Source organism: Pedococcus cremeus (genome assembly GCF_900111375.1).
GTDB classification, from domain to species: Bacteria; Actinomycetota; Actinomycetes; order Actinomycetales; family Dermatophilaceae; genus Pedococcus_A; species Pedococcus_A cremeus.
On sequence record NZ_FOHB01000004.1, the window covers coordinates 310,148 to 333,594 of the forward strand.

Below are 23,447 nucleotides of genomic sequence, written 5' to 3' on the forward strand. Positions count from 1 at the left end.
GTCGGCGCGCAGTGCGCCGACGCAGAATCATAAGCGTTGGTTAGGTCGCAGATAACAACGAGGTATGCCGCGGCATTCCGTTCGAGGTGGACGCGCCGGGAAACACCGGCGTGTCTACCTCGAACCGGGAGGAGCCGGTGAGACGAGGACCCCGCCGCCGGTGCGGGAGAAGACGACGTGGCTCAGGTCGGTGACCACGGCGTCGGCCGCGTCCCCCAGCTCCTCGCGCGGCGTGGTGGTCACGACCGCCAGGGTGGCGCACCCGGCTGCCCGGGCCGCGGCCAGCCCACCCGGGGCGTCCTCGACGACGAGGCAGTGCGCCGGGTCGACGCCGAGACGCCTCGACGCGAGCAGGAACGGGTCGGGGTGCGGCTTGCCCCGCTCGACGTCGTCGGCCGTCACCAGCACCTCGGGCGCCTTCAGGCCGCTCGCCTCGATGCGCGCTGCGGCCAGGGGTGCGGTGCACGAGGTGGCGATGGCCGAGTGCGCGGGGGCCAGCGCGGCGAGCGCCTCCGCCGCCCCGGGGAGCACCTCGATGCCGTCGGTGTCGGCGAGCTCGAGCTCGGTGATGCGGCGCAGCGCGTCCTGGTGGCGCGGCCCCGGCAGCAGCTCGGCGACGATCGCGGCGGCCGGCACGCCGTGGAAGCCCTGCAGGCGCCGCGGGTCGACGTCGTGCTCCTGGGCCCAGCGGATCCAGCTGCGCACAACGACCGCGGTGGAGTCGATGAGCGTCCCGTCCATGTCGAAGACGACGGCAGCGAAGGGGCGCCCGTCCAGCGGGCCGAGCGGTGACGGCATACCGAAAAGGGTAGGTGTGCGGTGTTCTCGTTACGGTGGGCGGGTGAGCACGCAGCCCGGCCGCTCCTGGTGGCGCCGACGCCCACCCCGGTGGGCCGGCGCCGTCCTCGGTGCGCTCGCGCTCGTGCTGGCGTGCATCGGCGGAGGCGTCGCCGCGACCACGCTGTTCCCGTCCACGGTCGAGACCATCAACTACCGCGCGCAGCTGCGCCTGTCGGTGAGCCCCGAGGACGTCTCGAGCCTGCACGCGCCGACGATCTTCGGCGACATCAACCTCGACTTCAACGGACCGGTCATGGCACCGGGCGTGCTGGCCGGGGTCCAGGTCAAGCCCACCATCACCGAGCTCCTCGCCCAGCCCAAGGTCTCGATCAAGGCGCTCCAGCCCGGGCCGCTCGAGCTGTCGAACGCGGCCAAGGATGCCGTCGTCTCCATGGGCGGCCGGTTCGCCGTGGGCTCCCTGCTCGTGGCCGCTCTCGTGGTCGGCGGGTATGCCGTCTGGCGCCGCCGGCGTCCGTCGGTGCGGGTCCTCGGGGTGGCCGGCACCTGCTGGGTGCTCGCCTGCGGGCTGACCGGCGTCAGCATCTGGCAGACCTACCAGCCCGACCGGCTGGACGCATTCCGCACCACGGGCATCCTCGGCGCGGTACAGCGCAACGCCGACCTGCTCAACGGTGTGGAGACCCGGGCGCAGCAGACGACGCCGTACCTGAAGAACCTGCTCGCCCTCTCGGCGGCGCTGCAGGACAAGTACACCCCGCAGTCGCTGAACGAGCCGGTCGCCGCCCGCATCCTGCTGGTCTCCGACATCCACGGCGGGCAGCAGTACCCGCTGATGAAGACCATCGTGAAGGAGGAGAACATCGACGCGGTCGTCGACCTCGGCGACCTCCTCAACTTCGGCGCCGTCACCGAGGGCGACACCGTCGGCCTCTTCAAGGGCATCGCGTCGCTCGGCGTGCCCTACGTGTTCGTGCGGGGCAACCACGACGCCCAGAGCGCCGGCGACACCAGGCTGCTGGAGCGGCTCGCCAAGGTGCCCAACGTCGTGCTGCTCCAACCCGACGAGAAGACCTACACCGAGCTCACGGTCGGCGGGGTGCGGATCGCGGGGTTCAACGACCCCCGCTGGTTCGGCGACGACAACCGCAACAACGCCGCCAAGCAGGTGCCGGCCCGTGACGCGTTCAAGGCGGCGTTCGCCGACCGGCCGCAGCCCGACCTCGTCGTCTCCCACGAGCCCGGTGCGGTGAAGGACATCGAGCGGGCCGACCTCCTCGCCCACGGCCACATGCACAGCAACTCGCTCGACGGCAACATCATCGGCGTCGGCACCTTCACCGGTGGCGGCCCGTTCAGCCACTTCCTCGAGGGCACCGACAGCGAGGAGCTCACCGGCCAGCCCTCGGCCTTCGACATCGCCGTGTTCGGCCAGGACTGCCAGCTCACCTCGCTGACCCGCTACCAGTTCCGCAACGTCATCGAGGGACGGCCGGCATACGACGACGTGACCCTCGTCAACGGCTCACGGATCGAGCGCCCCGCGAAGCAGGACAGCGCAGCAGCCACTCCCACGCCGACTGCCTCCGCGTCCGGCAGCACCGCCGCACCACAGCCGGCACCACGCACGTGCTCCTCGCTGTCCGGAACCTCCCGTGAGCAGGTGCCGGCGGTGCCGAGCGACGCGGCCCAGGGCACCGGCTGACCCAGGGCAGCAGCTGGCCAGCGCACGGGTTGACCCAGGGCACCGGCGGAGCGGGCCAGGCCCAGCTAGGCGGGTGTCACGTCCTCGGCCAGGGGGGCCCGCGCGACGCTCGACTCCAACAGGTCGATGAGCGCCTCGGCGACCTCCGGGCCGGTGACCGGCACCGACGCCAGGCCGTCGACGATGTCGGCGGCGAGCCCGTGCACGGGGACGCCCGCGCGGGTGGCGTAGCCCGTCAGCAGGCGGTAGGCGATCTCGGCGTCGACGCCGAAGGCCAGCATCAGGGCGCCGGTCGCCTGGTCGACGACCGCGCCGACGGGCAGCATCGCGGCCACGGCGCTGCGGGCATGGGCGCCGAGCGGAGCAGTCAGGTCGACCACGAAGCCGCGCAGCACGGTGACCTCGTCCCCCTCGACCACCGGGGTGCCCACGTTGACGACCGGGTGCGCGACCCCGGCGCTGTCGACCAGCCGGTAGAGGCACGAATAGGGGGTGCGGTCCTGGAGGAGCCCGAGGAACTGCCTGAGCGTCGGCTCCCGGTCGTCGGGGTGGACGAAGGCCAGGAGCTGCTCGGTGGTCAGGGGACTGCCGTCGGTGGCGTACTGCAGCACGGGGATGGGCGACGACCACGACCAGCAGTCCTGCAGGGCGTCGTACTCGTAGGTGGTCACCGCGTGGAGCGGGATGATGGATGCGCCGTCGGTCATGCCCGTGCCTCCTCGGCCTGGCGGTCGCCGTGCGGCGGCCCACTGGCCCGGGTCGGCTGCGCCCGACCCGTGCAGGACCAGAGCGACCACAGTAAACCGCGCGGCGGCGCCTCCGGGGCGCGAGCTACCGCGTACTTTGCTTGAATGCGAGGGACTGGACCCGAGAGCAGACCCGAGACCGGACCTCAGCGCATCACAGACCGGGAGGCCGCCGTGACGACACCCAAGATCACCGACCTGCACGAGGTCGCCGGACGGCTGCTCGGCGAGGCCCAGCGGGCGGCGTCGGGCCGCGCTGCCGAGACCGTCGTCTCCGGCTCGGTGCAGCGTTCCACGGTCATCGCCCTGACCACGGACGCGGAGATGGCCGAGCACGACTCGCCGCCGGCAGCCCTGCTCCACGTCATCTCGGGCCGCGTGCGGATGCACACCCACGACGAGGAGTGGGTGCTGGGGGCCGGTCAGGTCACGTCGGTGCCCTCACGTCGCCACGCCCTCGCGGCGCTCGAGGACTCCGCCGTGCTCCTCACCGTCGCCCTGCACGGCTGACGCCCGTCGCGCTCACGCCTCACCGCTCCCGCGTCCGAGGAGCCGCAGCCGGCTCCGGCAGCGCGCCAGGTCCGGCGGCACCTCGCCCTCGGCGCGGTCGAGGTCGAGTGCCTCGCCGACGTCCAGCTGGGACGTGACCACCAGCTGGGTGTCCCGGTCGGCCAGGACGTCGACGAGGGAGGCGAAGCGCTGCCGCGCCTGGGGGTCCGCCAGCTCCAGCGGGGGCACGTCGTGCAGCACCCAGGTCGCCGCCTCCTCGGCGAGCGCGAGGTAGTCCCCCGCCGACCGGCGACCGGCACACAGGCTCTCGAAGGAGACCCAGAGCTCGCCGGGGCGCAGGGCGAGGACGGGCAACGGGTGCCCACCCACCCGCAGGACCCGGTGCTCGTCGGCTCCCGGAGGGCGCAGTCCGAGACGCGCCAGCTGCGTGACCGTTCCCGGCACCAGCCACGCGCCGCTCGCGAAGCCGCCCGCCACAGCGACCCTGCCCTCCCTCAGGTCCGGGGACCCGCTGACCTCGACCACGTCCATGGCCGAGTGGATTCGCGCGATCGTCGGCTCGAGGAGGTGGTGCACGTGCGGGTTCGGCAGCAGTTCCTCCGGCCGGTAGTTGGAGGTGGCCACGAGCCGGACCCGACGGTCGAAGAGGTGGCGCAGCAGGCGTGCCAGCAACATCGCGTCTCCGACGTCGTGCAGGTGCAGCTCGTCGAGCAGCAGCACTCGGCACCCCGCGAGGAGGTCGTCGACGGCACGGTCGACGGCGTTGTCGGTGCTGCGCGGCGGCAGCCGTCGACCATGGCGGTGCACCGCGGCGTGCAGGTCACGGAAGACGTCGAAGGAGTGGAGCCGCCTCCTGCCCTGGGCCGGCACCGCGTCGGCGAAGGCGTCGACGAGCCAGGTCTTCCCCTGCCCCACCGGACCCCAGACGTAGACGCCGCGCGATCCCCCCGCCAGCACCCCGAGCGCCTGCTCCTGCGCGCCGGTGAGGGTGAACCCGGCGCGGGCCGCCGCCCTGCGCACGCTGTCGACCACGCCGCGGGAGGGCGCGACCTCGTCCCGGCGTCCTCGGCTGCGCATCACCGCGACACCGTGTCACTCGTGTGGGGCGCCTGTCTGTGACCCCCGGCACCCGGGGACCGTTCAGCCGGTGCCGAAGGCACGGACGTCGGTGACGACAAAGGCGTATGCCGCGGCCTCACCTGCCGCGCGGCAGGTCAGCTTCGCCGGTGGTCGCCGCTCACGGGTGACGGTCGCCTCGACCACCGCCGGCAGGGTTCCCCGCCCGGTGAGCCGCACCCGCCAGGTGTCGGGCCCGACCGCGTGGGCGGTCTCGCCCACCAGGTCGCGCGCGCCCCCGGGCCCGAACCGCTCATGGGCGGCGACGAGGGCAGCCTGCACCACGGGTTGCTCGGTGCTCAGTCCCCTCAGGTGCGCCGGGGTGACCCTGCCGGCGAGGTGCGCCTCGACGACCGGCACGGCCGAGCTCGCGGAGAGGTTGCCGTAGTAGGCGCCGTCCGGGAGCAGGACGACGTTGGCGGCGAAGCGGTCCCCGCCGACGTGCGAGCACTCCCAGGTGGTCTCGGGCCACCGGTCGGTCAGGGCCTCGGCGACGGGTCGGCCGCGAAGGGCACAGCAGGTGTCGTGCCGGCCGTGGGCGCAGACCAGCAGCAGCGGCTCCTGGGGTCCGGAGGGCACCGGGCCTCCCGCGAAGGCGTCGGCGGCCCGCTCCAGGTCGTCACCGCCATCCCACGTGCCCCACTGCTGGCGGCCGTCGTGGTCGACCACGACCCAGGCCCGCGGGACGTCCAGCCGGCGCCGGCCGTGCCGCCGGACCAGGAGCACCCGTCCGCCGGACGACCGCGCGAGCGCTTCGAGGCGGCCACCCACCCGAGGAGGGATGAGCGGGCTCTGCAGCGCGTGGGTGGCCCAGCCAGCCGGGTACTCGATGAGCAGCCAGCGCCGCGCCGGGGCAGCGGTGCCGACCAGCGGGTCGTCGCGCCGCCGTGCCGCGGTGGCGCAGTGCTCCGGGTTCATGGCGAGGTCACCAGGCGACTCACCAGGGGGCTCACCGAGGGGCTCACCGAGGGACATGAGGGTCGCGACGGCTTCCAGCAGCAGCCGACAAACGTCACTGCGGGACCACGATGCCCTGGAGCAGCAGCTGACGGGCCAGCTCCTCCCCCAGGTCTGACACCGTCGCCGCTCCCTCGGCGAGGAGCCGTCGCACCGCGTCGAGGTCCGCCTCGGCGACCCGCACCTCGCCCGCGCGACTGGCCAGCGCGGCATACCCGTCCCGGGGGGCACCGAGCCGTGCGGCGAGGTGCGGTCGGACCACGAGGCGCTGGTCGGGGCTCAGGCCCTCGGCCGCGCGCGCCTGCGCGAGGGGCCGCACGGGTGCGGCGCGCTGGGCGGCCCGGACCCGTCGGGTCAGGGCGTCCACGAGGTCGGCCGGGTCGATCTCGCCCACGGCCCGCAGGAGCGCGGCGCGCACCAGCTCGAGGTCGCCGGCCCACTGCTCGGGATCGGTCGCGTCGACGCCCAGCGGCAGCGAGCGGCGCACGGCGACGTCCTCGGCGGCCCGCGCGAGCGCGACGTGCAGCGCCTCCTCGGCGAGGTGCTGCCTGGTCCAGGGGTGCACACCGATGGTCAGGTGGGTGCTGACCCCACCGAGCGCGGTCGCGGAGTGGAGGTAGCCCCGGGGCAGGTAGAGGCAGTCGCCCGGCTCGAGCACGGTCTCGATGAGCGGCTCGCGGGTGGCGGCCTGCTCGACCGCTGCCCGGTGGTCGGGCCACGGCTGGTCGCGCAGGGGAAGCGGGTGCACCGGGCGCCGGATGCGCCACTGCTTTCGGCCCTCCACCTGGAGCACGAAGACGTCGTGCACGTCGTAGTGGTCGCTGAACCCGGTGTTCTGCGCGGGAGTGACGTAGGCGTTGACCTGGACGGGGTGCCCGAGGTCGGCCGCGAGGTCCTGCGAGAAGGCGATGACGGGCTGCCACGTGCGGTGCAGGCCCTGCAGCACCATGGTGGCGCCGTCGGCGAACTGCCGCAGGAGGCGGTCGTCGCTCAGCTGGTCGGTGATGCCGGCGCCGATGCCGCCCCCGCTCGTGAAGGAGCGCTCGGGCAGGGTGGCGCCGCTGCTGGCCATCCGCAGGAACGGTGTGCGCAGCCCCCGCTCGGAGACCAGCTCGTCGACGGCGTCGTTGCTGAACAGGTCGCTGAACGCAGCCGGGAGGTCGGCGGCACGGGAGAGGAGGGGCTCACTGCCCCAGTAGGTCTCGGCGAACTCGTCCGCCGGGCAGGAGATGAGGCGTGACAACGCAGGGTGCCCGTGCTGGACGGACACCCTGCGTGGCTCGGTCGTGGTCACCTAGGCGTTGCTGCCGGCACCGCCATCGGCGCCGCCGTCAGCCCCTCCGTCAGCCCCTCCGTCAGCTCCTCCGTCATGGCCCATCGGGTTGGCGCCACCGTCGGCCGTGCCCTCTCCCGCACCGCTGTCAGCGCCGCCGTCCGCGCCACCATCGGCTCCGCCGTCCGCGCCACCGTCGTGGCCCGCCGGGTTGGCGCCACCGTCGGCGGTGCCCTTTCCCCTGCCGCCGGCGCCGCTGTCGGCCCCTCCGTCGGCCCCTCCGTCATGGCCCGTCGAGTTGGCTCCGCCGTCGGCGGTGCCCTCGCCCATGTCGTCCATCGGGGTCTCGCTCATCGTCCACTCCCACGTGCCGGGGGCGCCACGTCGCGCCGCGCTCCCCCTGTCTACGCCAGCCGTCCGGGGCCCGCCACCGGAAGGAGCGACGGGCCCCGGACGGTCAGAAGTCGTCGTCGAAAGCCACCGCGCCGGTGACCCCGACCTGGTAGGCGGAGACCCGTCGCTCGAAGAAGTTCGACAGCTCCTGCACGTCCTGCAGCTCCATGAACGCCAAGGGGTTGGCCGAGCCGTACTCCCGCTCCAGTCCGAGCTGCTGCAGGCGGCGGTCGGCGACGCGCTCGAGGTACAGCCGCATGTCGGTGGTGGACAGGCCCGCGACACCCTGCCCGAGCAGGTCCTCGGCGAACTGCGCCTCGGCGTCGACCGCCTCGCGGATCATCTGCCGCACCGCCGCGGCCATCTCCTCGTCGAACAGGTCGGGCTCCTCCTGCCGCACCGTCTCGACCACGTCGAAGGCGAATGCCATGTGCATGGACTCGTCCCGGAACACCCAGTTGGTGCCCGACGCCAGCCCGTTGAGCAGACCCCGGGAGCGCAGGAAGTACACGTACGCGAAGGCGCCGTAGAAGAACAGTCCTTCGATGCACGCGGCGAAGCAGATGAGGTTGAGCAGGAACGCCCTTCGGTCCTCCCGTGTCTCGAGGCGGTCGAGCTCGAAGACCGAGTCGATCCACCGGAAGCAGAAGTCGGCCTTGTGCTTGATCGAGGGGATGGTGTCGACAGCGGCGAAGGCCTCGTGGCGCTCCCGCTCGTCGGTGACGTAGGTGTCGAGGAGGGTCAGGTAGAACTGCACGTGCACGGCCTCCTCGAACAGTTGCCGCGAGAGGTAGAGCCGCCCCTCGGGGCTGTTGACGTGCTGGTAGAGGTTGAGCACGAGGTTGTTGGCCACGATCGTGTCGCCGGTGGCGAAGAAGGCGACCAGCCTGCTGACGAGGTGGCGCTCGGCGTCGGTCAGCCGGGCGAGATCCTTGAGGTCGGAGTGCAGGTCCACCTCTTCGACGGTCCAGGTGTTCTTGATGGCGTCGCGGTAGCGCTCGTAGAAGTGCGGGTAGCGCATCGGCCGCAGGGTGAGGTTCATGCCGGGGTCGAGCAGCATCCGGGTCTCGCTCGTCGTGGTGGTCATTCGCAGGCCTCGCAGGTCTCGGGGTTCTCGAGGGAGCACGCGATGGCGGCCTCGTCGGTCACGGGTGTCGCGCTGGAGGTTCGGGTGGCGACGCCCACCGTCGCCTGCTGGATCCGGGTCGCCGGCCGCGAGCGCAGGTAGTACGTCGTCTTGAGGCCTGCCTTCCAGGCGTAGAGGTACATCGACGACAGCTTCCCGATGGTGGGAGCGGACAGGAAGAGGTTGAGCGACTGGCTCTGGTCGACGTACGGCTGCCGGGCGGCCGCGAGGTCGACCAGTGACCGCTGGGGCAGCTCCCAGGCGGTGCGGAAGAGGTGGCGCACGTCGTCGGGCAGGGCGGTGATGCCCTGCACCGATCCCTCGTTGCGCTTGACCGCCTCGCGGACCTCGGCGGTCCACAGCCCGCGCGCCTTGAGCTCGCGCACCAGGGCGGTGTTGACCTGGAGGAACTCGCCGGACAGCGTCTCGCGCTTGAACAGGTTGGAGACCTGCGGCTCGATGCACTCGTAGACGCCGGCGATCGAGGCGATGGTCGCGGTGGGGGCGATCGCCACGAGCAGGGAGTTGCGAAGACCTCTCTCCCGGATGACCTTTCGGAGCCCCTCCCACCGCTCGACCTGGGTGGGGGTCACGCCCCACAGGTCCGGTTGAAGGTCGCCACGCGCTGCGCGCGTCTGGTCGTATGCCGGGTGGGGGCCGTGCTCCACCGCCAGCTCCGCCGACCGCTCGAGGGCCGAGAGGTAGATCTCCTCCGCGATCCGGGTCGACAGCTCCTTGGCCGCCTCCGAGTCAAACGGCAGCCGCAGCGCGAAGAACACGTCCTGCAGGCCCATGACACCCAGTCCCACCGGGCGCCACCGCGGGTTGGAGGCGGCCGACTCCGCACTCGGGTAGTAGTTGATGTCGATGACCCGGTCGAGGTAGGTCACCGCGGTGCGGACCGTCTCGCGCAGTCGCTCCCAGTCCATGCCGTCGCGCTCCGGCGTCAGGTGCGCCGCCAGGTTCACCGACCCGAGGTTGCACACGGCGGTCTCACCGTCGCTGGAGACCTCGATGATCTCTGTGCAGAGGTTGGAGAGGTGCACCACCGGGCGGCCGGGCCCCTGCTCGTCGCCGGTCTGGTTGCACGTGCGGTTGCTGGCGTCCTTGAACGTCATCCAGCCGTTCCCGGTCTGGGCGAGCGTGCGCATCATCTTGCCGTAGAGGTCCCGGGCCCGGACCTGGCGCACGTACCGGCCGTCGCGCTCCGCGGCGGCATACGCCTCGTCGAAGTTGGTCCCCCACAGGTCGGGGAGCTCGGGCACCTCGTGCGGGTCGAACAGGCTCCACACCTCGTCGGCCTCGACGCGACGCATGAACTCGTCGGGCACCCAGTTGGCGAGGTTGAGGTTGTGGGTGCGGCGGGCGTCCTCACCGGTGTTGTCGCGCAGCTCGAGGAACTCCTCCACGTCGGGGTGCCAGGGCTCGAGGTAGACGCACGCCGCGCCCTTGCGCCGGCCGCCCTGGTTGACCGCCGCCACTGACGAGTCCAGGGTCCGCAGCCACGGCACGATGCCGTTCGAGTGGCCGTTCGTGCCGCGGATCAGGGCGCCCCGTGAACGGACGCGGGACCACGAGATGCCGATGCCGCCGGCGAACTTCGACAGCTTGGCCACCTGCGCGTAACGGTCGTAGATCGAGTCGAGCTCGTCGCGGGGGCTGTCGACGAGGTAGCACGAGCTCATCTGCGTGTGCCGGGTGCCCGAGTTGAACAGCGTCGGCGAGCTCGGGAGGTAGGCCAGCGAGGCCATGAGGCGGTAGAACGCGATCGCCTCCTGCGGTGTGTGCGAGAGCCCGCACGCGACGCGGAGCAGCCAGTACTGCGGCGTCTCGACGACCGCGCGGGTCTCGGGGTGGCGCAGCAGGTAGCGGTCGTAGACGGTGCGCAGCCCGAAGTACTCGAACCGCAGGTCGTTGCCGGCGTCGACCGCGTGGTCGAGCTTGCGCGCGTTGGTGGCGACGAAGGCTGCCGTCTCGTCGCCGACCAGGCCCTCGAGGTGGGCGAGGCGCACCGCCTGGCTGAAGGAGGCGATCTGCTGGCCCCGCACCTCCTTGTCGATGTAGTTCGACAGCAGCCGGGCGGCGAGGCGGGAGTACTCCGGCTCGCCGGCGGTCATCTCGGCGGCGGTCTGGATCGAGAGGCGGTCGAGCTCCGCCGTTGTCGCACCGTCGTAGAGGCCGCTGATGGTCCGGGTGGCCACGGCCATCGGGTCCACGTGGTCGAGGTCGTCGCACCAGCGCTCGACGGCGCGGACGATCTTCATGACGTCGACGGGTTCGGTGTCGCCGTTGCGCTTGCGCACGCGCATCTGCGGGCGCCTGCTGTCCGTGGCGGTCCTGCCGGTCGTGGCGGTCGTGCCGTCCGTGGCGTCCACGGGCCGGGCTGGGCTGAGGGTCATCTGCTCTCTCCTCGCGAGCGGTTCCGGTGCCCCAGACCACGAGGGGGAGACGACGACTCACGAGCCCGGGCCCGCGGGGGGCCGAACTGCCAGGTGTCGTGCGACCCGCCCTCGAGGTCTGCGACGTCACCGCGCACGACGTGCGCGGCTGCTGGCAGGTCTTCGGACTCGTGGACACCTCTCGGACCGGGGTCCGGACTCTCCTACTGGCCGTCGCTTCCCAGGCGCTCTCGCGCCCAGTGCTGTTGACGGCGGTCGTTTCCACTCACCGCTGCGGGGCAGTCCCGGACTCGCACCGGGTTCCCTCTTGCCCCGGGACCTCCACCCTCGCGGACGGCGGCCCCGGACCAGCGGCATCACCATATCTGGGCGGCGTCCCCACCGAAGGCACCACATGTCGTGTGCGCGTGTCGGTTGGGCAAAGAGTTGGCAAGGGTTTGTCGTCAACGCCCCGCGCCGTGACCGCCGCCCCTACAGTCCAGCCACCGCTCGACACGACGCAGGGGGACCAATGGGGATCAGCCGCGCACTCACCGGAGCCGCCGCGACCGCAGGGGCGATGGCGCTGGCCATCGGCGCCGCACCGGCCCATGCTGCGAACTCGTACGTGGCGCTGGGGGACTCGTACTCCTCTGGTACCGGCACGCGCACCTACATCTCCGATGGCACCTCGTGCCAGCGGTCGGTGTACGCCTACCCGTCGCTGATCGCGGCGAGCAAGGGCCTCACGCTCAACTTCCGCGCCTGTTCCGGCGCGACCGTAGCCGACGTCACCAACACCCAGCTCGGCGCCCTCAGTGCGAGCACCACGCACGTGAGCATCTCCGTGGGCGGCAACGACGCCGGCTTCGCCGACGTGCTCACCGAGTGCGCCCAGCCGGCGTGGATGAGCGACTGCAACGGGGCCATCGACGACGCGCAGTACGTCATCAACAACGTCCTGCCGGCCAGGCTCTCGACGCTCTACTCCTCCATCCGCAGCAAGGCGCCCAACGCCAGGGTCACGGTCGTCGGCTACCCGCGGATCTTCAACGGCGAGGACTGCAACGCCGCCACCTGGTTCTCGCCCACCGAGGAGTCGCGGCTCAACGCCACTGCCGACCTGCTCAACAGCCGCACCGCGACCCAGGCCTCCAACAAGGGCTTCTCGTTCGCCAACCCGACGTCCGCCTTCATCGGCCACGCGGTCTGCGACAGCCCGGAGTGGTTGAACGGCCTGTCCAACCCCATCAGCGAGTCGTACCACCCCAACGTGACCGGTCACAGCAGCGGCTACGCGCCGGTGGTGACGCCCAAGCTGGTCGGCACCTCGTTCACCGCGAGCAGCGCCACGCTCACCAGGGCTGCTGCCAGCGCCGACTCCCTTGCGCAGCAACAGCGTTCGTATGCCGCCGTGGACGCCTCGATCACGCCGAAGGAGTTCGTGGCGCCTGACCTCACCAGTCCGCGGGCACGCGCCGCGGCCAAGGCGGCCGGCGTCGACCTGCGCAGCAGGGCGAGCATCGACGCCGCCGACCGGGCGTGGTCGAAGCGGCAGGCCCAGGAGTGGGCCGGCCGCCACTGACGTACCGGCGGGCAGGTTCCCCGCACCGGCACTGGGCTCAGACGCGGGTGCCCGGCTCGAGCCGGGCGCCCGCCTCCACGACGGCGTTCCGAGAGATCCGGCTCTGCCGCCCCACCAGCGTGATGTCCTTGTCGCGCGGGCGGTTCGAGGGCGCAGCAGCTCCCACCACGGCGCCGCGCGCGATGACCACCTCGTCGTCGACGATGCAGGTGCGGACCTCGGCGCCCGCCTCGACCACGACGTCACCGAAGAGCACGCTGTCCTCGACCAGCGCACCCGCCCGGACCACCACCCCAGGTCCGAGCACCGAGCGCACGACCCGGCCCCGCACGTCGCACGCGACGCCGACGATGGCGTCCTCCACCTCGGCTCCGGCGCGGACCACCCCGGGAGCCCGGTCGGGCGACCGGGTCATCACCGGCCGGTCCGGGTCGTCGAGGGCGTCGACCCGCCCTGCGATGACGTCGCGGTGGGCTGCGAGGTAGGCCTCCGGCCGGCCCACGTCCTTCCAGTACCGCCTCAGCGGGAAGGCGCGCACGTCACCGTGGGCGAGGAGCCACGGGAGCAGGTGCTCGCCGAAGTCGCCGAGGCCGCTGTCGTCCCCGTCGGCCTCGTGCGCCAGCTCGCGGCGCAGGCTGTCGAGGGCGCGGACGAGGGACTCCGCGCGGTAGACGAAGATCTCCGTCGCCACCGTGGTGGTGGCCGGCGACGACGGCTTCACGTCGACGCGGGAGACGCGCCCGCCCCCGTCGCTGTGCACGACGACGTTGTGCCGCGCCTCGCTCCGGCTCGTCTCGGCCGTGACCAGCGTGCAGTCCGCGCCCGACTCCCGGTGGGCTTCCAGGACCTCGGCGATGTCGAGGGCGAACACGTGGTCGGCGCTCAGCACCACCACGGCCTCGGCACCCGACCGCTCGATCTCGTCACGCATGCGGAGCAGGTCGTCCGCGTTGCCCTGCGAGAATCCCGACTCCACGCCACCCCCGGCTCCCTCCTCCGGCACCACCCTGCGGAACCCGCCGCGGGTGCGGTCGAGGTCCCACGGCCGGCCGCCCGCGACGTGCGGGTCGAGCGACGCGGCCTGGTACTGCACCGAGAGCCACACGTCGACGATGCCACTGTTCCCGAGGCTCGAGAGCGCGAAGTCGACCAGCCGGTAGGCGCTGGCGAACGGCAGTCCCGGCTTGGCCCGCTCGCGTGTCAGGACGTCCATACGGCTGCCCTGACCGCCGGCCTGGACGATGGCGATGACCGAGGTGCCCGCTCCCATCCGCCAACCCTAGGCGGAGCCGGTCAGGACCGGGCCAGCAGCGCCCGCGCGAGCTCGGCGTCCGTGACCAGGCTCTGCACCAGCCCGCCGCGCAACGCCGCCCGCACCGCCTCCTCCTTCGCCGCTCCGGAGACCACTGCAACGACCTCGGGTATGCCGCACAGCGCGTCCTCGTCCACGGTCACCAGGCGGTCGGCGACGGAGGGGCGACACACCTTCCCGTCACGGTCGAAGAACACCCCCGCGACCTCGCCGATGACACCCAGCTCGGCCAGCTCGGCCTGCTCGGCGGCGCTCAGCAGGTCGTGGATGGTGGACTCCCCTGGTGCCCACTGGCCCACCCCGACGATGGCCACCGTCACCGACCGGGCCCGGGCCAGGCCCTCGGCCACCGGTGGCTGCCTCCGCACGGCATCCGCGCTGGCGGCGTCGTCGAGGACGAAGGGCGCGTAGAAGACGTGGGACCTGCCCCCCGAGAGCCGGGCGGCGCGACGGACGATGTCGACGGCGCTGCTGTCGAAGTCCGGCAACGCGATGGCGCCGGAGAGCTGCACCACCTCGGCAGGGGCGAGGCGGTTCAGGGCCGACACCACGGCATACACGTTGCGCGACCACGGGAGCCCGAGCACGTCGTCGGCCGTCACCACCTCCTCGACGAGGTGCGCCGCCGCCTCGCCGAGCTGCTGGCGGACGGTCGTGGCGTCGCGGTCCGGGGTGTCGACGACCACGGCGTGCGTGAGCCCGAACCGCTCCTGCAGCTGGGCCGAGACGTCGAGGTCGAGGGTGCCCTGGCGGACGATCTCGATGCGCACCAGGCCCATCTCGCGCGCGGCGTCGAGGAGCCTGGCCACCTTGAACCGGCTGATGCCGAGCTCCTCGGCGATCTCGACCTTCGACCGGTCCTGGAGGTAGTGCCGTCGCGCGACGGCCGCGATGAGCACGAGCTCGGCAGGCCCCTGTCCAGCCACCCCCACTCCTCTCCGGCCATCCGGCCACCCACACCACAGCTGAGACCCCGGTCATAGCACGGGCGGCCACGCACCGAGCGGGCATTGACAGCACGTGACGCACGCCACTTTACTGGCGGGGCTGCTCAAATGTGCATTGGCTTGCTCAGATGAGCGGCGAGTGGTGAGGGCGCCGAAGAGGCCGGGGGACCGAGTCCGCCGGCCACGACGAGAGGACCGAAGCCGATGACGGGACGCAGGAGAGCCGCGGCGGTGGCCACGACCACCGGGCTGTCGGTGGCGGTGGCGCTGGGCCTGTCGGCCTGTGCCGGCTGGGGTGGTGGCGGCATCGGCGGCGGCGGACCGAACAGCATCAACGTGCTGATGGTGAACAACCCGCAGATGGTCGACCTGCAGAAGCTCACCGCCGAGCACTTCACCAAGGAGACGGGCATCAGCGTCAACTTCACCGTGCTCCCGGAGAACGACGTCCGCGACAAGATCAGCCAGGAGTTCACCAGCCAGTCCGGGCAGTACGACATCGCGTCCCTGAGCAACTTCGAGATCCCCATCTACGCCAAGGCGGGATGGGTCGCCCCCATGGACGGCTTCATCGCCAAGGACACCGGCTTCGACCAGGCCGACATCCTGAAGCCCATGACGACCTCGCTGTCGAGCGAGGGCAAGATCTACGGCGAGCCCTTCTACGGCGAGTCCTCGTTCCTCATGTACCGCAAGGACGTCCTGGAGTCCAAGGGCCTGACGATGCCGGCGCACCCCACGTGGCAGCAGGTGGCTGACATCGCAGCGAAGGTCGACGGCGCCAAGCCGGGCATGGCCGGCATCTGCCTGCGCGGCCAGCCCGGCTGGGGACAGCTGTTCGCGCCGCTGACGACGGTGGTCAACACCTTCGGCGGCACCTGGTTCGAGAAGGACTGGACCCCGAAGGTCAACGCCCCCGAGTTCACCGAGGCCACGAGCTTCTACGTCGACCTGGTGCGCAAGCACGGCGAGAAGGGCGCCCCGCAGGCCGGCTTCACCGAGTGCCTCAACAACCTCGCGCAGGGCAACGTGGCCATGTGGTACGACGCGACGTCGGCCGCGGGTTCGCTCGAGGCACAGGACTCCCCGGTGAAGGGCAAGCTGGGGTACGTCGCGGCACCTGTCGTGAAGACCAAGAGCTCCGGCTGGCTCTACGCCTGGGCCTGGAGCATCCAGCAGGCCAGCACCAAGAAGGACAACGCCTGGAAGTTCATCTCCTGGGCCAGCGGCAAGGACTACGAGAAGCTCGTCGGCCAGGAGCTCGGGTGGTCGAAGGTCCCGGCCGGCAAACGGGCGTCGACCTACGAGAACCCCGACTACCTCAAGGTCGCCCAGTCCTTCGCCGTGCCGACCAAGGAGGCCATCGAGTCCGCCGACCCGGAGAACCCGGGCGTGCAGCCGCGACCGGCCATCGGCATCCAGTTCGTCGACATCCCCGAGTTCCCGAGCCTCGGCACCCAGGTCAGCCAGGACGTCAGCGCGGCGATCGCCGGCAAGACGAGCGTGAAGGACGCGCTCGACAAGGGACAACAGCTGGCAGACGACGTCGCGCAGCGCTACCAGGAAAGGGGGCAGTGATGGCCACCGCCACCGCACCTGCCTCGGCACCGCCGGCCCGGTCGAAGGAGACCGCGCTGAACAAGGCCGGCGACTGGGCCCGACGCGCCCCGCTGCTGCCGGCCCTCATCTTCGTGATCGCGATGACGCAGCTGCCCTTCCTGGCCACCATCGTCATCTCGTTCATGAACTGGAACGCGTACTACCCGAAGGAGCGTGGCTTCACCGGGTTCGACAACTACGTGGCGGTCTTCACCGACACCAACGCCCGCAGCGCGGTCATCGTGACGATCGTGCTGACCGTCTCGGTGGTGCTCATCTGCCTGGTGCTCGGGCTCGCCATCGCGCTGCTGCTCGACCGGAAGTTCCGGGGGCGCGGCGTGGTGCGCACCCTCATGATCACGCCCTTCCTCATCGTCCCCGTGGCCGCTGCCCTGCTGTGGAAGCACGCGCTCTACAACCCCGAGTACGGCCTCTTCAACGGCGTGCTCAAGTGGCTGTTCGGCGAGAACGCACCGCAGCCCGACTGGATCAGCAACAACCCACTACTGGCGATCATCGTGGCGATCTCCTGGCAGTGGACGCCGTTCATGATGCTGATCCTGCTGGCCGGACTGCAGAGCCGGCCGCTCGACGTGGTCGAGGCGGCCCGGATCGACGGCGCCAGCACATGGCAGATCTTCACGCACATGACGTTGCCGCACCTGCGCCAGTACATCGAGCTGGCCGGCCTGCTCGGCGCCATCTACGTGGTGCAGAACTTCGACCACGTCTTCACGATCACCTCGGGCGGGCTGGGCACGGCCAACCTCCCCTACTTCATCTACCAGACGTTCTACACGGCACAGGACTACGGCCGGGCCTCGGCCGCCGGCGTGGTGGTCGTGATCGGCACGATCATCATCGCGACCGCCGCCCTGCGCACCGTGTTCAGCCTGTTCCGGGAGGAGAGCCGATGAGCACCACCACACGTCAGGACACCGGGGTGGCACCCGGCGGCGAGCAACGCGCCCGGTCGGGTGCCGTCACCCACGCGAAGCCGCCCAGGTCGGGCATGCTGCTCAGCCTGCTGGCCTGGGTCGTCGGGCTGCTGTTCGCGCTGCCCGTCTTCTGGATGGTGCTGACCTCGTTCCACAGCGAGGCGGACGCGGCCACGAACCCACCGAGCGTGTTCGCGCCGCTCAGCCTGGAGGGCTACCGGACCTTCTTCGGTTCCGACCCCTGGCCGGCACTCCTGAACTCGCTGACCGCCAGCGTGCTGTCGACCGTGCTGGTGCTGGTCCTCGCGTTCCCCGCCGCCTACGCGCTGTCCATCCGGCCGGTCCGGAAGTGGACCGACGTCATGTTCTTCTTCCTCTCGACCAAGATGCTGCCGGTCGTCGCGGGCATCCTGCCGCTCTACCTGTTCGCCCAGAAGGCGCACCTGCTCGACAACATCTGGTGGCTGATCCTGCTCTACACCACGATGAACCTGCCGATCGCGGTCTGGATGCTGCGCTCCTTCCTCGCCGAGGTCTCTGTCGAGATGCTCGAGGCCGCCGAGGTCGACGGCGCGAGCCTGTCGCGCACGCTGCGGGAGATCGTGGCCCCGGTGGTCATGCCGGGTATCGCCTCCGCAGCGCTCATCTGCTTCATCTTCAGCTGGAACGAGCTGTTGCTCGCCCGCGTGCTGACCAGCACCGTGGCGGCGACCTCACCGGTCTACCTGACCGGGTTCGTGACCAGCCAGGGCCTGTTCCTGGCCAAGGTCTGCGCCGCGTCACTGGTGGTGTCGCTGCCGGTGCTTGCCGCGGGGTTCGCCGCCCAGGACAAGCTCGTCCAGGGACTGTCGATGGGAGCCGTGAAGTGACCTCGACTCCCCCTTCTCCTTCCCCACGTCCCCAGGAGGCCTCGCCGGTGCCCCCCTCGCCCGTTCCCCTCTCCAGCCGGACGCTCGGTGAGCTCGACGACCGGGTCGACCGACCGGCATACGACCGCACGCAGGTGCGCGCCGGCATCGTCCACTTCGGCGTCGGTGGCTTCCACCGCGCCCACCAGGCGATGTACCTCGACCGCCTGATGAACGACGGCAAGGCCCTCGAGTGGGGCATCTGCGGTGTCGGCGCGCTGCCGCACGACCGGAGGATCATCGACACCCTGCGCGCGCAGGACGGCCTCTACACGTTGGTCGTCAAGCACCCCGACGGTCGGCGCGAGCCGCGGGTCATCGGCTCCATCGTGGAGACGATGTTCGCGCCCGAGGACCCCGCCGCGGTGGTCGACCGACTCGCCGGTGAGGAGACCCGCATCGTCTCGACGACGATCACCGAGGGCGGCTACCTCGTCAACCAGGTCACCGGTGAGTTCGACGCCGAGGACCCCTCGATCCAGGCCGACCTCGCCGCCGACTTCGCCGGGGGCGACTCCCCCACGACGGTCTTCGGCTTCATCGTGGCAGCCCTCGACCGCCGGCGCCGTGAGGGCGCGGAGCCGTTCACCGTGATGTCGTGCGACAACCTTCCCGACAACGGCGATGTCGCGAAACGCATGATGTGCGCCTTCGCCCGGGTGAAGGACCCCGCGCTGGCCGACTGGATGGAGCGCGAGGTCGCGTTCCCCAACTGCATGGTCGACCGGATCACGCCGGTCACCACGGCCGAGGACATCGAGCGGCTGGAGGACGAGTTCGGGGTCCGCGACGGCTGGCCCGTCGTCTGCGAGCCGTTCGAGCAGTGGGTGCTCGAGGACCACTTCGGCCAGGGCCGGCCGCCGTTCGAGGACGCCGGCGTGCAGATGGTCGACGACGTCGTGCCCTACGAGCTGATGAAGCTGCGGCTCCTCAACGCCAGCCACCAGGCGCTGTGCTATCTGGGCCACCTGGCCGGCTACCGGTACGCGCACGAGGTCTGCCAGGACCCGCTGTTCGTCGAGTTCCTGCTCGCCTACATGGAGCGCGAGGGCACACCCACCCTGCCCGAGGTGCCCGGGGTCGACCTCGACCGCTACCGCCACCAGCTCATCGAGCGGTTCGCCAACCCCGAGGTGCGCGACACCCTGGCCCGGCTGTGTGCCGAGAGCTCGGACCGGATCCCCAAGTGGCTGGTGCCGGTGATCCGGGCCAACCTCGACTCCGGGGGCGAGATCGACCGCTCGGCGCTCGTGGTGGCCTCGTGGGCCCGCTACGCCGAGGGCGTCGACGAGAGGGGCGAACCGATCGAGGTGGTCGACCGGCTCAAGGACCGCGTGATGGCCGCGGCGGCCCGCCAGGGCGACGACCGGCTGGCCTTCATCCGCGACCGCGACCTCTTCGGTGGCCTGGCCGACGACGAGCGGTTCGCCGCGGCCTACACCGCCGCGCTCGACGCGTTGCACAGCAAGGGCGCCCGCGCGACGCTGGAGGCCCTGGCGGAGAAGGATGTGCAGAAGGACGCGGTGAAGGGTGGAGAAGGGATGAAGGGGAGCTGATGCGCGCTGCGGTGCTGAACCGACCCGGCGAAGTCGAGGTCGTCGAGCGACCCACACCCGAGCCCGGCCCGCACGAGGTGCTCGTGCGGGTCCGCGCTGTGGGGGTCTGCGGGTCCGACACCCACTACTACGACCACGGGCGGATCGGCCGTTTCGTCGTGGAGGCGCCACTGGTGCTGGGCCACGAGTCGGCCGGTGTCATCGAGGCCGTCGGCGAGCGCGTCGACCCGGCCCGCGTCGGGCAGCGGGTGTCGATCGAGCCGGGCGTGCCCTGCCGACGCTGCACGCAGTGCCTGGCCGGCCGCTACAACCTCTGCCCGGACATGGTCTTCTACGCGACCCCGCCCGTCGACGGCTCGCTCGCCGAGCTGGCCGTGATCGACGAGGCGTTCGCCCACCCGGTGCCCGACAGCGTCTCCGACGAGGCGGCCGCCCTGCTCGAGCCACTCTCGGTCGGCATCTGGGCCTGCCGCAAGGGCGGTGTGGGCCCGGGTTCGCGTGTGCTCGTCACCGGTGCCGGCCCGATCGGCATCGTCGCCGCCCAGGTCGCGCGGGCGAGCGGCGCGGCCGAGGTCGTGGTGGCCGACGTCAACCCCCACCGCCTCTCCGCGGCCACCGCGCTGGGCGCGAGCCGGGCCGTCGACACGGCGGAGACCTCCCTGGAGCAGGCGTATGTCGGGCGGCCGGGTCCCGACGTGCTCCTCGAGTGCTCGGGTCACCCCGGGGCGACGGCCGACGGGATCCGCGCCCTCGCGCCGGCGGGGGTTGCCGTGCTCGTCGGCATGGGCGGCGACGAGCTGCCCCTGCCGCTGTCGGTGGTGCAGGAGCGTGAGCTGACGGTCACGGGGACCTTCCGCTACGCCAACACGTGGCTCACGGCGATCGCACTGGTCGCCACCGGTCAGGTGGACCTCGACGCCCTGGTCACGGCCCGCTTCCCCCTGGCCCAGGCTGAGCGGGCCCTCACCGCTTCGCGCGACGACCCGCACTCCCTCAAGGCCGTCATCCTGCCCCAGACCTGAGGCACGCCTGACAACCCGGCCCACACGAAACCGGCCCACCCGAAGGAGGAGCCCACCGTGGCCACGATGCAGGGGGTCCGCCTCCCCGGTGACAGCACGGTCGAGCACGTCAGCGTGTCCGTACCGGAACCTGGGCCCGGACAGGTGCTCCTGCGGATGCGCGCGTCCTCCATCTGTGGCAGCGACATCCGCGCCATCTACCGCGAGCACCTCGGTCACGGGGCCGAGGCCTACCAGGGCGTGGTCGCGGGACACGAGCCGTGCGGGGAGGTCGTGGCGCTCGGTCCCGGCACGCGACGGCTCGGCGTCGGTGACCGGGTGGTCGTCTACCACATCGCGGGCTGCGGACTCTGCGACGAGTGTCGACGCGGGTATGCCGTCGGCTGCCACTCCCCCTTCCGCGCCGCCCACGGGTGGCAGCGGGACGGCGGCCATGCCGAGTACCTGCTGGCGGAGGAGGTCTCCTGCCTGCTGCTGCCCGAACCCCTGACCTTCGTCGACGGGGCCCTCGTCTCGTGCGGGTTCGGCACAGCCTACGAAGGGCTGCTCCGCGCGGAGGTGAGCGGCCTCGACCGGCTGCTGGTGACCGGCCTGGGTCCGGTGGGCCTGGCCACCGCGATGCTGGGTCGAGCGATGGGCGCGACGACCGTGGTCGGTTCGGACCCGTCCGCCGAGCGGGTGCGCCTGGCCGAGGAGCTCGGGCTCGTCGACGTCGGCGTCAGCGATCCCGGCGCCCTGGCCGACGCCGTCGACGTGTCGACGGACGGACTCGGGTGCGAGGTCGCCATCGACTGCTCGGGCAACGCGGCCGCGCGAGAGTCCGCCCTGCGGCACACCCGCACCTGGGGGCGCTGCGTCTACGTGGGCGAGGGCGGATCGGTCTCGTTCGACGTCTCGAACCTGTTGATCCACAAGCAGATCCGGTTGCACGGTTCGTGGGTCACCTCCTTGCTGCACATGGAGGAGCTGCTCGAGCGCCTGGTGCGCTGGGAGCTGCACCCTGAGGTCGTCGTCACGCACCGCTTCTCGCTGGACCAGGCCGCGGAGGCATACCGTGTAGCCGCCGCCGGCGAGGCGGGCAAGGTATGTCTGGTGTGGGAGGACTGACGTGAGCAGGACACTGGTGGCCGGGGTGGACTCCTCCACCCAGTCGACCAAGGTCGTCGTGTGCGACCCCGACACCGGTGAGGTGGTCCGCAGCGGACGCGCACCCCACCCGGACGGCACCGAGGTGGACCCGCAGCGGTGGTGGGACGCCTACCGGGCCGCGACCGCCGACGGCCTGCTCGAGGGCGTCTCGGCGATCGCGGTCGGTGGCCAGCAGCACGGCATGTGCGCCCTCGACGAGAAGGGCGACGTCGTGCGCGACGCCCTTCTCTGGAACGACACCCGCTCTGCCGGGTCGGCCGCTGAGCTCGTCGCCGAGCTGGGCGGCCCCACCGCCTGGGTCGAGGCGGTGGGCCTGGTGCCGGTGGCCAGCTTCACCGTGACGAAGCTGCGGTGGCTTGCCGAGCACGAGCCGGACAGGGCCGCCCGGGTCCGCGACGTCGTGCTCCCCCACGACTGGATGACCGGCCGGATCCTCAAGGAGGGCAACGGGTTCCGCGAGTGGACCACCGACCGTGGCGACGCTTCAGGCACGGGGTACTGGTCGCCCATCACGGGTGAGTACCGGCCCGACCTGCTCGAGCGCGCCTTCGGTCGGGTCGTCGGCACCCCACGGGTGGCGGCCCCCTCGGAGGTCGTCGGCGAGACCGACACAGGGGTGCTCGTTGCCCCGGGCACTGGCGACAACATGGCGGCGGCCCTCGGCCTCGGCATCCAGCCCGGCGACGTCGTCGTGTCGCTGGGCACGAGCGGCGCCGTCTTCGGTGAGCACTCCACGCCCGTCTTCGACACCGGCGGCGACGTCGCGAGCTTCGCCAGCGCCGCCGGCGACCACCTGCCCCTGATGTGCACCCTCAACGCCGCCCGGGTGCTCACCGCGGCAGCCCGGATGCTCGGCACCGACCTCGCCGGCCTGGACACCCTCGCCCTGGCGGCCGAGCCCGGCGCCGGAGGGCTGACCCTGCTGCCCTACCTCGACGGCGAGCGCACCCCGAACCTCCCGGACGCCACCGGCACGCTCGGCGGCCTGACCCGCGCCAACGCCACACCGGAGAACCTCGCCCGCGCCGCGGTCGAGGGCATGCTGTGCAACCTCGTCGCCGGCGTGGGCTCGCTGACCCGTCTGGGGGTGCAGGCTCGGCGGGTGCTGCTCATCGGCGGGGCCTCGGCCTCGCAGGCGGTGCGGGCCGTCGCACCGATGCTCTTCGGCGTGCCGGTCGTGGTGCCCCGGCCGGGCGAGTACGTGGCCGTCGGCGCCGCCCGCCAGGCGGCCTGGGCGCTGCGTGGCGGTGACGCCCCGCCGGTCTGGGCGGTCGGCACCGAGTCGGAGTACGACCCCCACCCGGGCCCGGAGGGCTCGGAGGTCACCAGCCGGTATGCCGCGCTGCTGCGGACCGTGCACGGCCGCTGAGCGAACGGGCAGGTGCGGCGCCCCGTGACCGGGTGCCACGACAGCCCTTCCCACACCACG

General features: G+C 71.7%; 20 protein-coding genes and 1 riboswitch. Of the genes, 10 read left to right on the top strand and 10 right to left on the bottom strand.

The features are described 5' to 3' along the window. Positions 1 to 114: 114 nt before the first annotated feature. Entirely contained in the window at positions 115 to 798 is a 684-nt protein-coding gene (locus BMW78_RS09990; RefSeq protein ID WP_091759170.1) for an HAD-IA family hydrolase, read from the bottom strand. A gap of 43 nt (positions 799 to 841) precedes the next feature. On the opposite strand from BMW78_RS09990, the gene BMW78_RS09995 reads away from it, so the two are divergent. Beyond that, on the top strand, positions 842 to 2,503 hold the full coding sequence (locus tag BMW78_RS09995) for a metallophosphoesterase family protein (RefSeq protein WP_143056207.1): 1,662 nt from the start codon (positions 842 to 844) through the stop codon (positions 2,501 to 2,503). Between the two features lie 65 nt (positions 2,504 to 2,568). On the opposite strand, the gene BMW78_RS10000 is transcribed toward BMW78_RS09995, so the two are convergent. After that, a complete protein-coding gene (locus BMW78_RS10000) occupies positions 2,569 to 3,210 on the bottom strand; it encodes a PAS and ANTAR domain-containing protein (RefSeq protein ID WP_091758829.1) in 642 nt (213 codons plus the stop codon). Between the two features lie 213 nt (positions 3,211 to 3,423). On the opposite strand from BMW78_RS10000, the gene BMW78_RS10005 reads away from it, so the two are divergent. Beyond that, positions 3,424 to 3,759: a cupin domain-containing protein gene (locus BMW78_RS10005; protein WP_091758831.1), complete on the top strand. Its 336-nt coding sequence runs from the start codon at positions 3,424 to 3,426 to the stop codon at positions 3,757 to 3,759. 12 nt (positions 3,760 to 3,771) lie between these two features. Here the strand turns inward: BMW78_RS10005 and zapE are convergent, their stop codons facing one another. The 6 genes from zapE to BMW78_RS10035 form a co-directional block, all read right to left on the bottom strand. Next, positions 3,772 to 4,836, bottom strand: a complete 1,065-nt coding sequence (zapE, locus tag BMW78_RS10010; protein WP_091759172.1) for a cell division protein ZapE — start codon at positions 4,834 to 4,836, stop codon at positions 3,772 to 3,774. A 63-nt stretch (positions 4,837 to 4,899) separates the two neighbouring features. After that, positions 4,900 to 5,793 carry a ferredoxin family protein gene (locus BMW78_RS10015; protein WP_091759175.1) on the bottom strand — a complete coding sequence of 298 codons (894 nt, stop codon included), beginning with the start codon at positions 5,791 to 5,793 and terminating at the stop codon, positions 4,900 to 4,902. Between the two features lie 94 nt (positions 5,794 to 5,887). Continuing rightward, positions 5,888 to 7,126, bottom strand: a complete 1,239-nt coding sequence (locus BMW78_RS10020; protein WP_177180347.1) for a cupin domain-containing protein — start codon at positions 7,124 to 7,126, stop codon at positions 5,888 to 5,890. Further along, a complete protein-coding gene (locus BMW78_RS10025) occupies positions 7,127 to 7,459 on the bottom strand; it encodes a hypothetical protein (protein WP_091758833.1) in 333 nt (110 codons plus the stop codon). 103 nt (positions 7,460 to 7,562) lie between these two features. After that, on the bottom strand, positions 7,563 to 8,585 hold the full coding sequence (locus BMW78_RS10030) for a ribonucleotide-diphosphate reductase subunit beta (RefSeq protein WP_091758835.1): 1,023 nt from the start codon (positions 8,583 to 8,585) through the stop codon (positions 7,563 to 7,565). Continuing rightward, on the bottom strand, positions 8,582 to 11,023 hold the full coding sequence (locus tag BMW78_RS10035; protein WP_091758837.1) for a ribonucleoside-diphosphate reductase subunit alpha: 2,442 nt from the start codon (positions 11,021 to 11,023) through the stop codon (positions 8,582 to 8,584). Before BMW78_RS10035 ends, BMW78_RS10030 begins: the two co-directional genes overlap by 4 nt. Before the next feature lie 136 nt (positions 11,024 to 11,159). Next, a riboswitch (cobalamin riboswitch) is annotated at positions 11,160 to 11,390 on the bottom strand. Between the two features lie 144 nt (positions 11,391 to 11,534). Between BMW78_RS10035 and BMW78_RS10040 the strand changes: the two genes are divergently transcribed. Next, entirely contained in the window at positions 11,535 to 12,587 is a 1,053-nt protein-coding gene (locus tag BMW78_RS10040; RefSeq protein WP_091758839.1) for an SGNH/GDSL hydrolase family protein, read from the top strand. 37 nt (positions 12,588 to 12,624) lie between these two features. Here BMW78_RS10040 and BMW78_RS10045 read toward each other — a convergent pair whose 3' ends face one another. Both BMW78_RS10045 and BMW78_RS10050 read right to left on the bottom strand, forming a co-directional pair. Next, entirely contained in the window at positions 12,625 to 13,857 is a 1,233-nt protein-coding gene (locus BMW78_RS10045; RefSeq protein ID WP_091758840.1) for a glucose-1-phosphate adenylyltransferase family protein, read from the bottom strand. 23 nt (positions 13,858 to 13,880) lie between these two features. Then, positions 13,881 to 14,825: a sugar-binding transcriptional regulator gene (locus BMW78_RS10050; RefSeq protein ID WP_091758842.1), complete on the bottom strand. Its 945-nt coding sequence runs from the start codon at positions 14,823 to 14,825 to the stop codon at positions 13,881 to 13,883. A gap of 225 nt (positions 14,826 to 15,050) precedes the next feature. Here BMW78_RS10050 and BMW78_RS10055 point away from each other — a divergent pair, with 225 nt between their 5' ends. From BMW78_RS10055 to BMW78_RS10085, 7 genes are all read left to right on the top strand, one after another. After that, positions 15,051 to 16,424 carry an ABC transporter substrate-binding protein gene (locus tag BMW78_RS10055; protein WP_091758844.1) on the top strand — a complete coding sequence of 458 codons (1,374 nt, stop codon included), beginning with the start codon at positions 15,051 to 15,053 and terminating at the stop codon, positions 16,422 to 16,424. Then, positions 16,424 to 17,362, top strand: a complete 939-nt coding sequence (locus tag BMW78_RS10060) for a carbohydrate ABC transporter permease (RefSeq protein WP_218144307.1) — start codon at positions 16,424 to 16,426, stop codon at positions 17,360 to 17,362. The genes BMW78_RS10055 and BMW78_RS10060 overlap by 1 nt, the downstream gene beginning before the upstream one ends. Before the next feature lie 95 nt (positions 17,363 to 17,457). Next, positions 17,458 to 18,252 (top strand): carbohydrate ABC transporter permease, encoded by a 795-nt coding sequence (locus BMW78_RS10065; RefSeq protein ID WP_425439050.1) that lies wholly within the window; start codon positions 17,458 to 17,460, stop codon positions 18,250 to 18,252. Positions 18,253 to 18,299: 47 nt separating this feature from the next. Next, complete coding sequence (locus tag BMW78_RS10070; RefSeq protein WP_091758850.1) at positions 18,300 to 19,847, top strand: mannitol dehydrogenase family protein; 1,548 nt, start codon at positions 18,300 to 18,302, stop codon at positions 19,845 to 19,847. After that, the gene (locus BMW78_RS10075) at positions 19,847 to 20,869 is read left to right on the top strand and encodes an NAD(P)-dependent alcohol dehydrogenase (RefSeq protein ID WP_091758852.1); all 1,023 of its coding nucleotides are present in this window, start codon (positions 19,847 to 19,849) and stop codon (positions 20,867 to 20,869) included. The genes BMW78_RS10070 and BMW78_RS10075 overlap by 1 nt, the downstream gene beginning before the upstream one ends. A 66-nt stretch (positions 20,870 to 20,935) precedes the next feature. Then, positions 20,936 to 21,976, top strand: a complete 1,041-nt coding sequence (locus BMW78_RS10080) for a zinc-dependent alcohol dehydrogenase family protein (RefSeq protein ID WP_091759178.1) — start codon at positions 20,936 to 20,938, stop codon at positions 21,974 to 21,976. Position 21,977: 1 nt separating this feature from the next. Continuing rightward, the gene (locus BMW78_RS10085; RefSeq protein WP_091758854.1) at positions 21,978 to 23,387 is read left to right on the top strand and encodes a xylulokinase; all 1,410 of its coding nucleotides are present in this window, start codon (positions 21,978 to 21,980) and stop codon (positions 23,385 to 23,387) included. Positions 23,388 to 23,447 lie beyond the last annotated feature (60 nt).

Excerpts from the sequence above, each read along its gene's own strand:
- BMW78_RS09990 (WP_091759170.1), bottom strand. The coding sequence starts at position 798 with ATGCCGTCACCGCTCGGCCCGCTGGACGGGCGCCCCTTCGCTGCCGTC.
- BMW78_RS10000 (WP_091758829.1), bottom strand. The coding sequence starts at position 3,210 with ATGACCGACGGCGCATCCATCATCCCGCTCCACGCGGTGACCACCTAC.
- zapE (WP_091759172.1), bottom strand. The coding sequence starts at position 4,836 with ATGCGCAGCCGAGGACGCCGGGACGAGGTCGCGCCCTCCCGCGGCGTG.
- BMW78_RS10015 (WP_091759175.1), bottom strand. The coding sequence starts at position 5,793 with ATGAACCCGGAGCACTGCGCCACCGCGGCACGGCGGCGCGACGACCCG.
- BMW78_RS10025 (WP_091758833.1), bottom strand. The coding sequence starts at position 7,459 with ATGAGCGAGACCCCGATGGACGACATGGGCGAGGGCACCGCCGACGGC.
- BMW78_RS10030 (WP_091758835.1), bottom strand. The coding sequence starts at position 8,585 with ATGACCACCACGACGAGCGAGACCCGGATGCTGCTCGACCCCGGCATG.
- BMW78_RS10035 (WP_091758837.1), bottom strand. The coding sequence starts at position 11,023 with ATGACCCTCAGCCCAGCCCGGCCCGTGGACGCCACGGACGGCACGACC.
- BMW78_RS10040 (WP_091758839.1), top strand. The coding sequence starts at position 11,535 with ATGGGGATCAGCCGCGCACTCACCGGAGCCGCCGCGACCGCAGGGGCG.
- BMW78_RS10045 (WP_091758840.1), bottom strand. The coding sequence starts at position 13,857 with ATGGGAGCGGGCACCTCGGTCATCGCCATCGTCCAGGCCGGCGGTCAG.
- BMW78_RS10055 (WP_091758844.1), top strand. The coding sequence starts at position 15,051 with ATGACGGGACGCAGGAGAGCCGCGGCGGTGGCCACGACCACCGGGCTG.
- BMW78_RS10060 (WP_218144307.1), top strand. The coding sequence starts at position 16,424 with ATGGCCACCGCCACCGCACCTGCCTCGGCACCGCCGGCCCGGTCGAAG.
- BMW78_RS10065 (WP_425439050.1), top strand. The coding sequence starts at position 17,458 with ATGCTGCTCAGCCTGCTGGCCTGGGTCGTCGGGCTGCTGTTCGCGCTG.
- BMW78_RS10075 (WP_091758852.1), top strand. The coding sequence starts at position 19,847 with ATGCGCGCTGCGGTGCTGAACCGACCCGGCGAAGTCGAGGTCGTCGAG.
- BMW78_RS10080 (WP_091759178.1), top strand. The coding sequence starts at position 20,936 with ATGCAGGGGGTCCGCCTCCCCGGTGACAGCACGGTCGAGCACGTCAGC.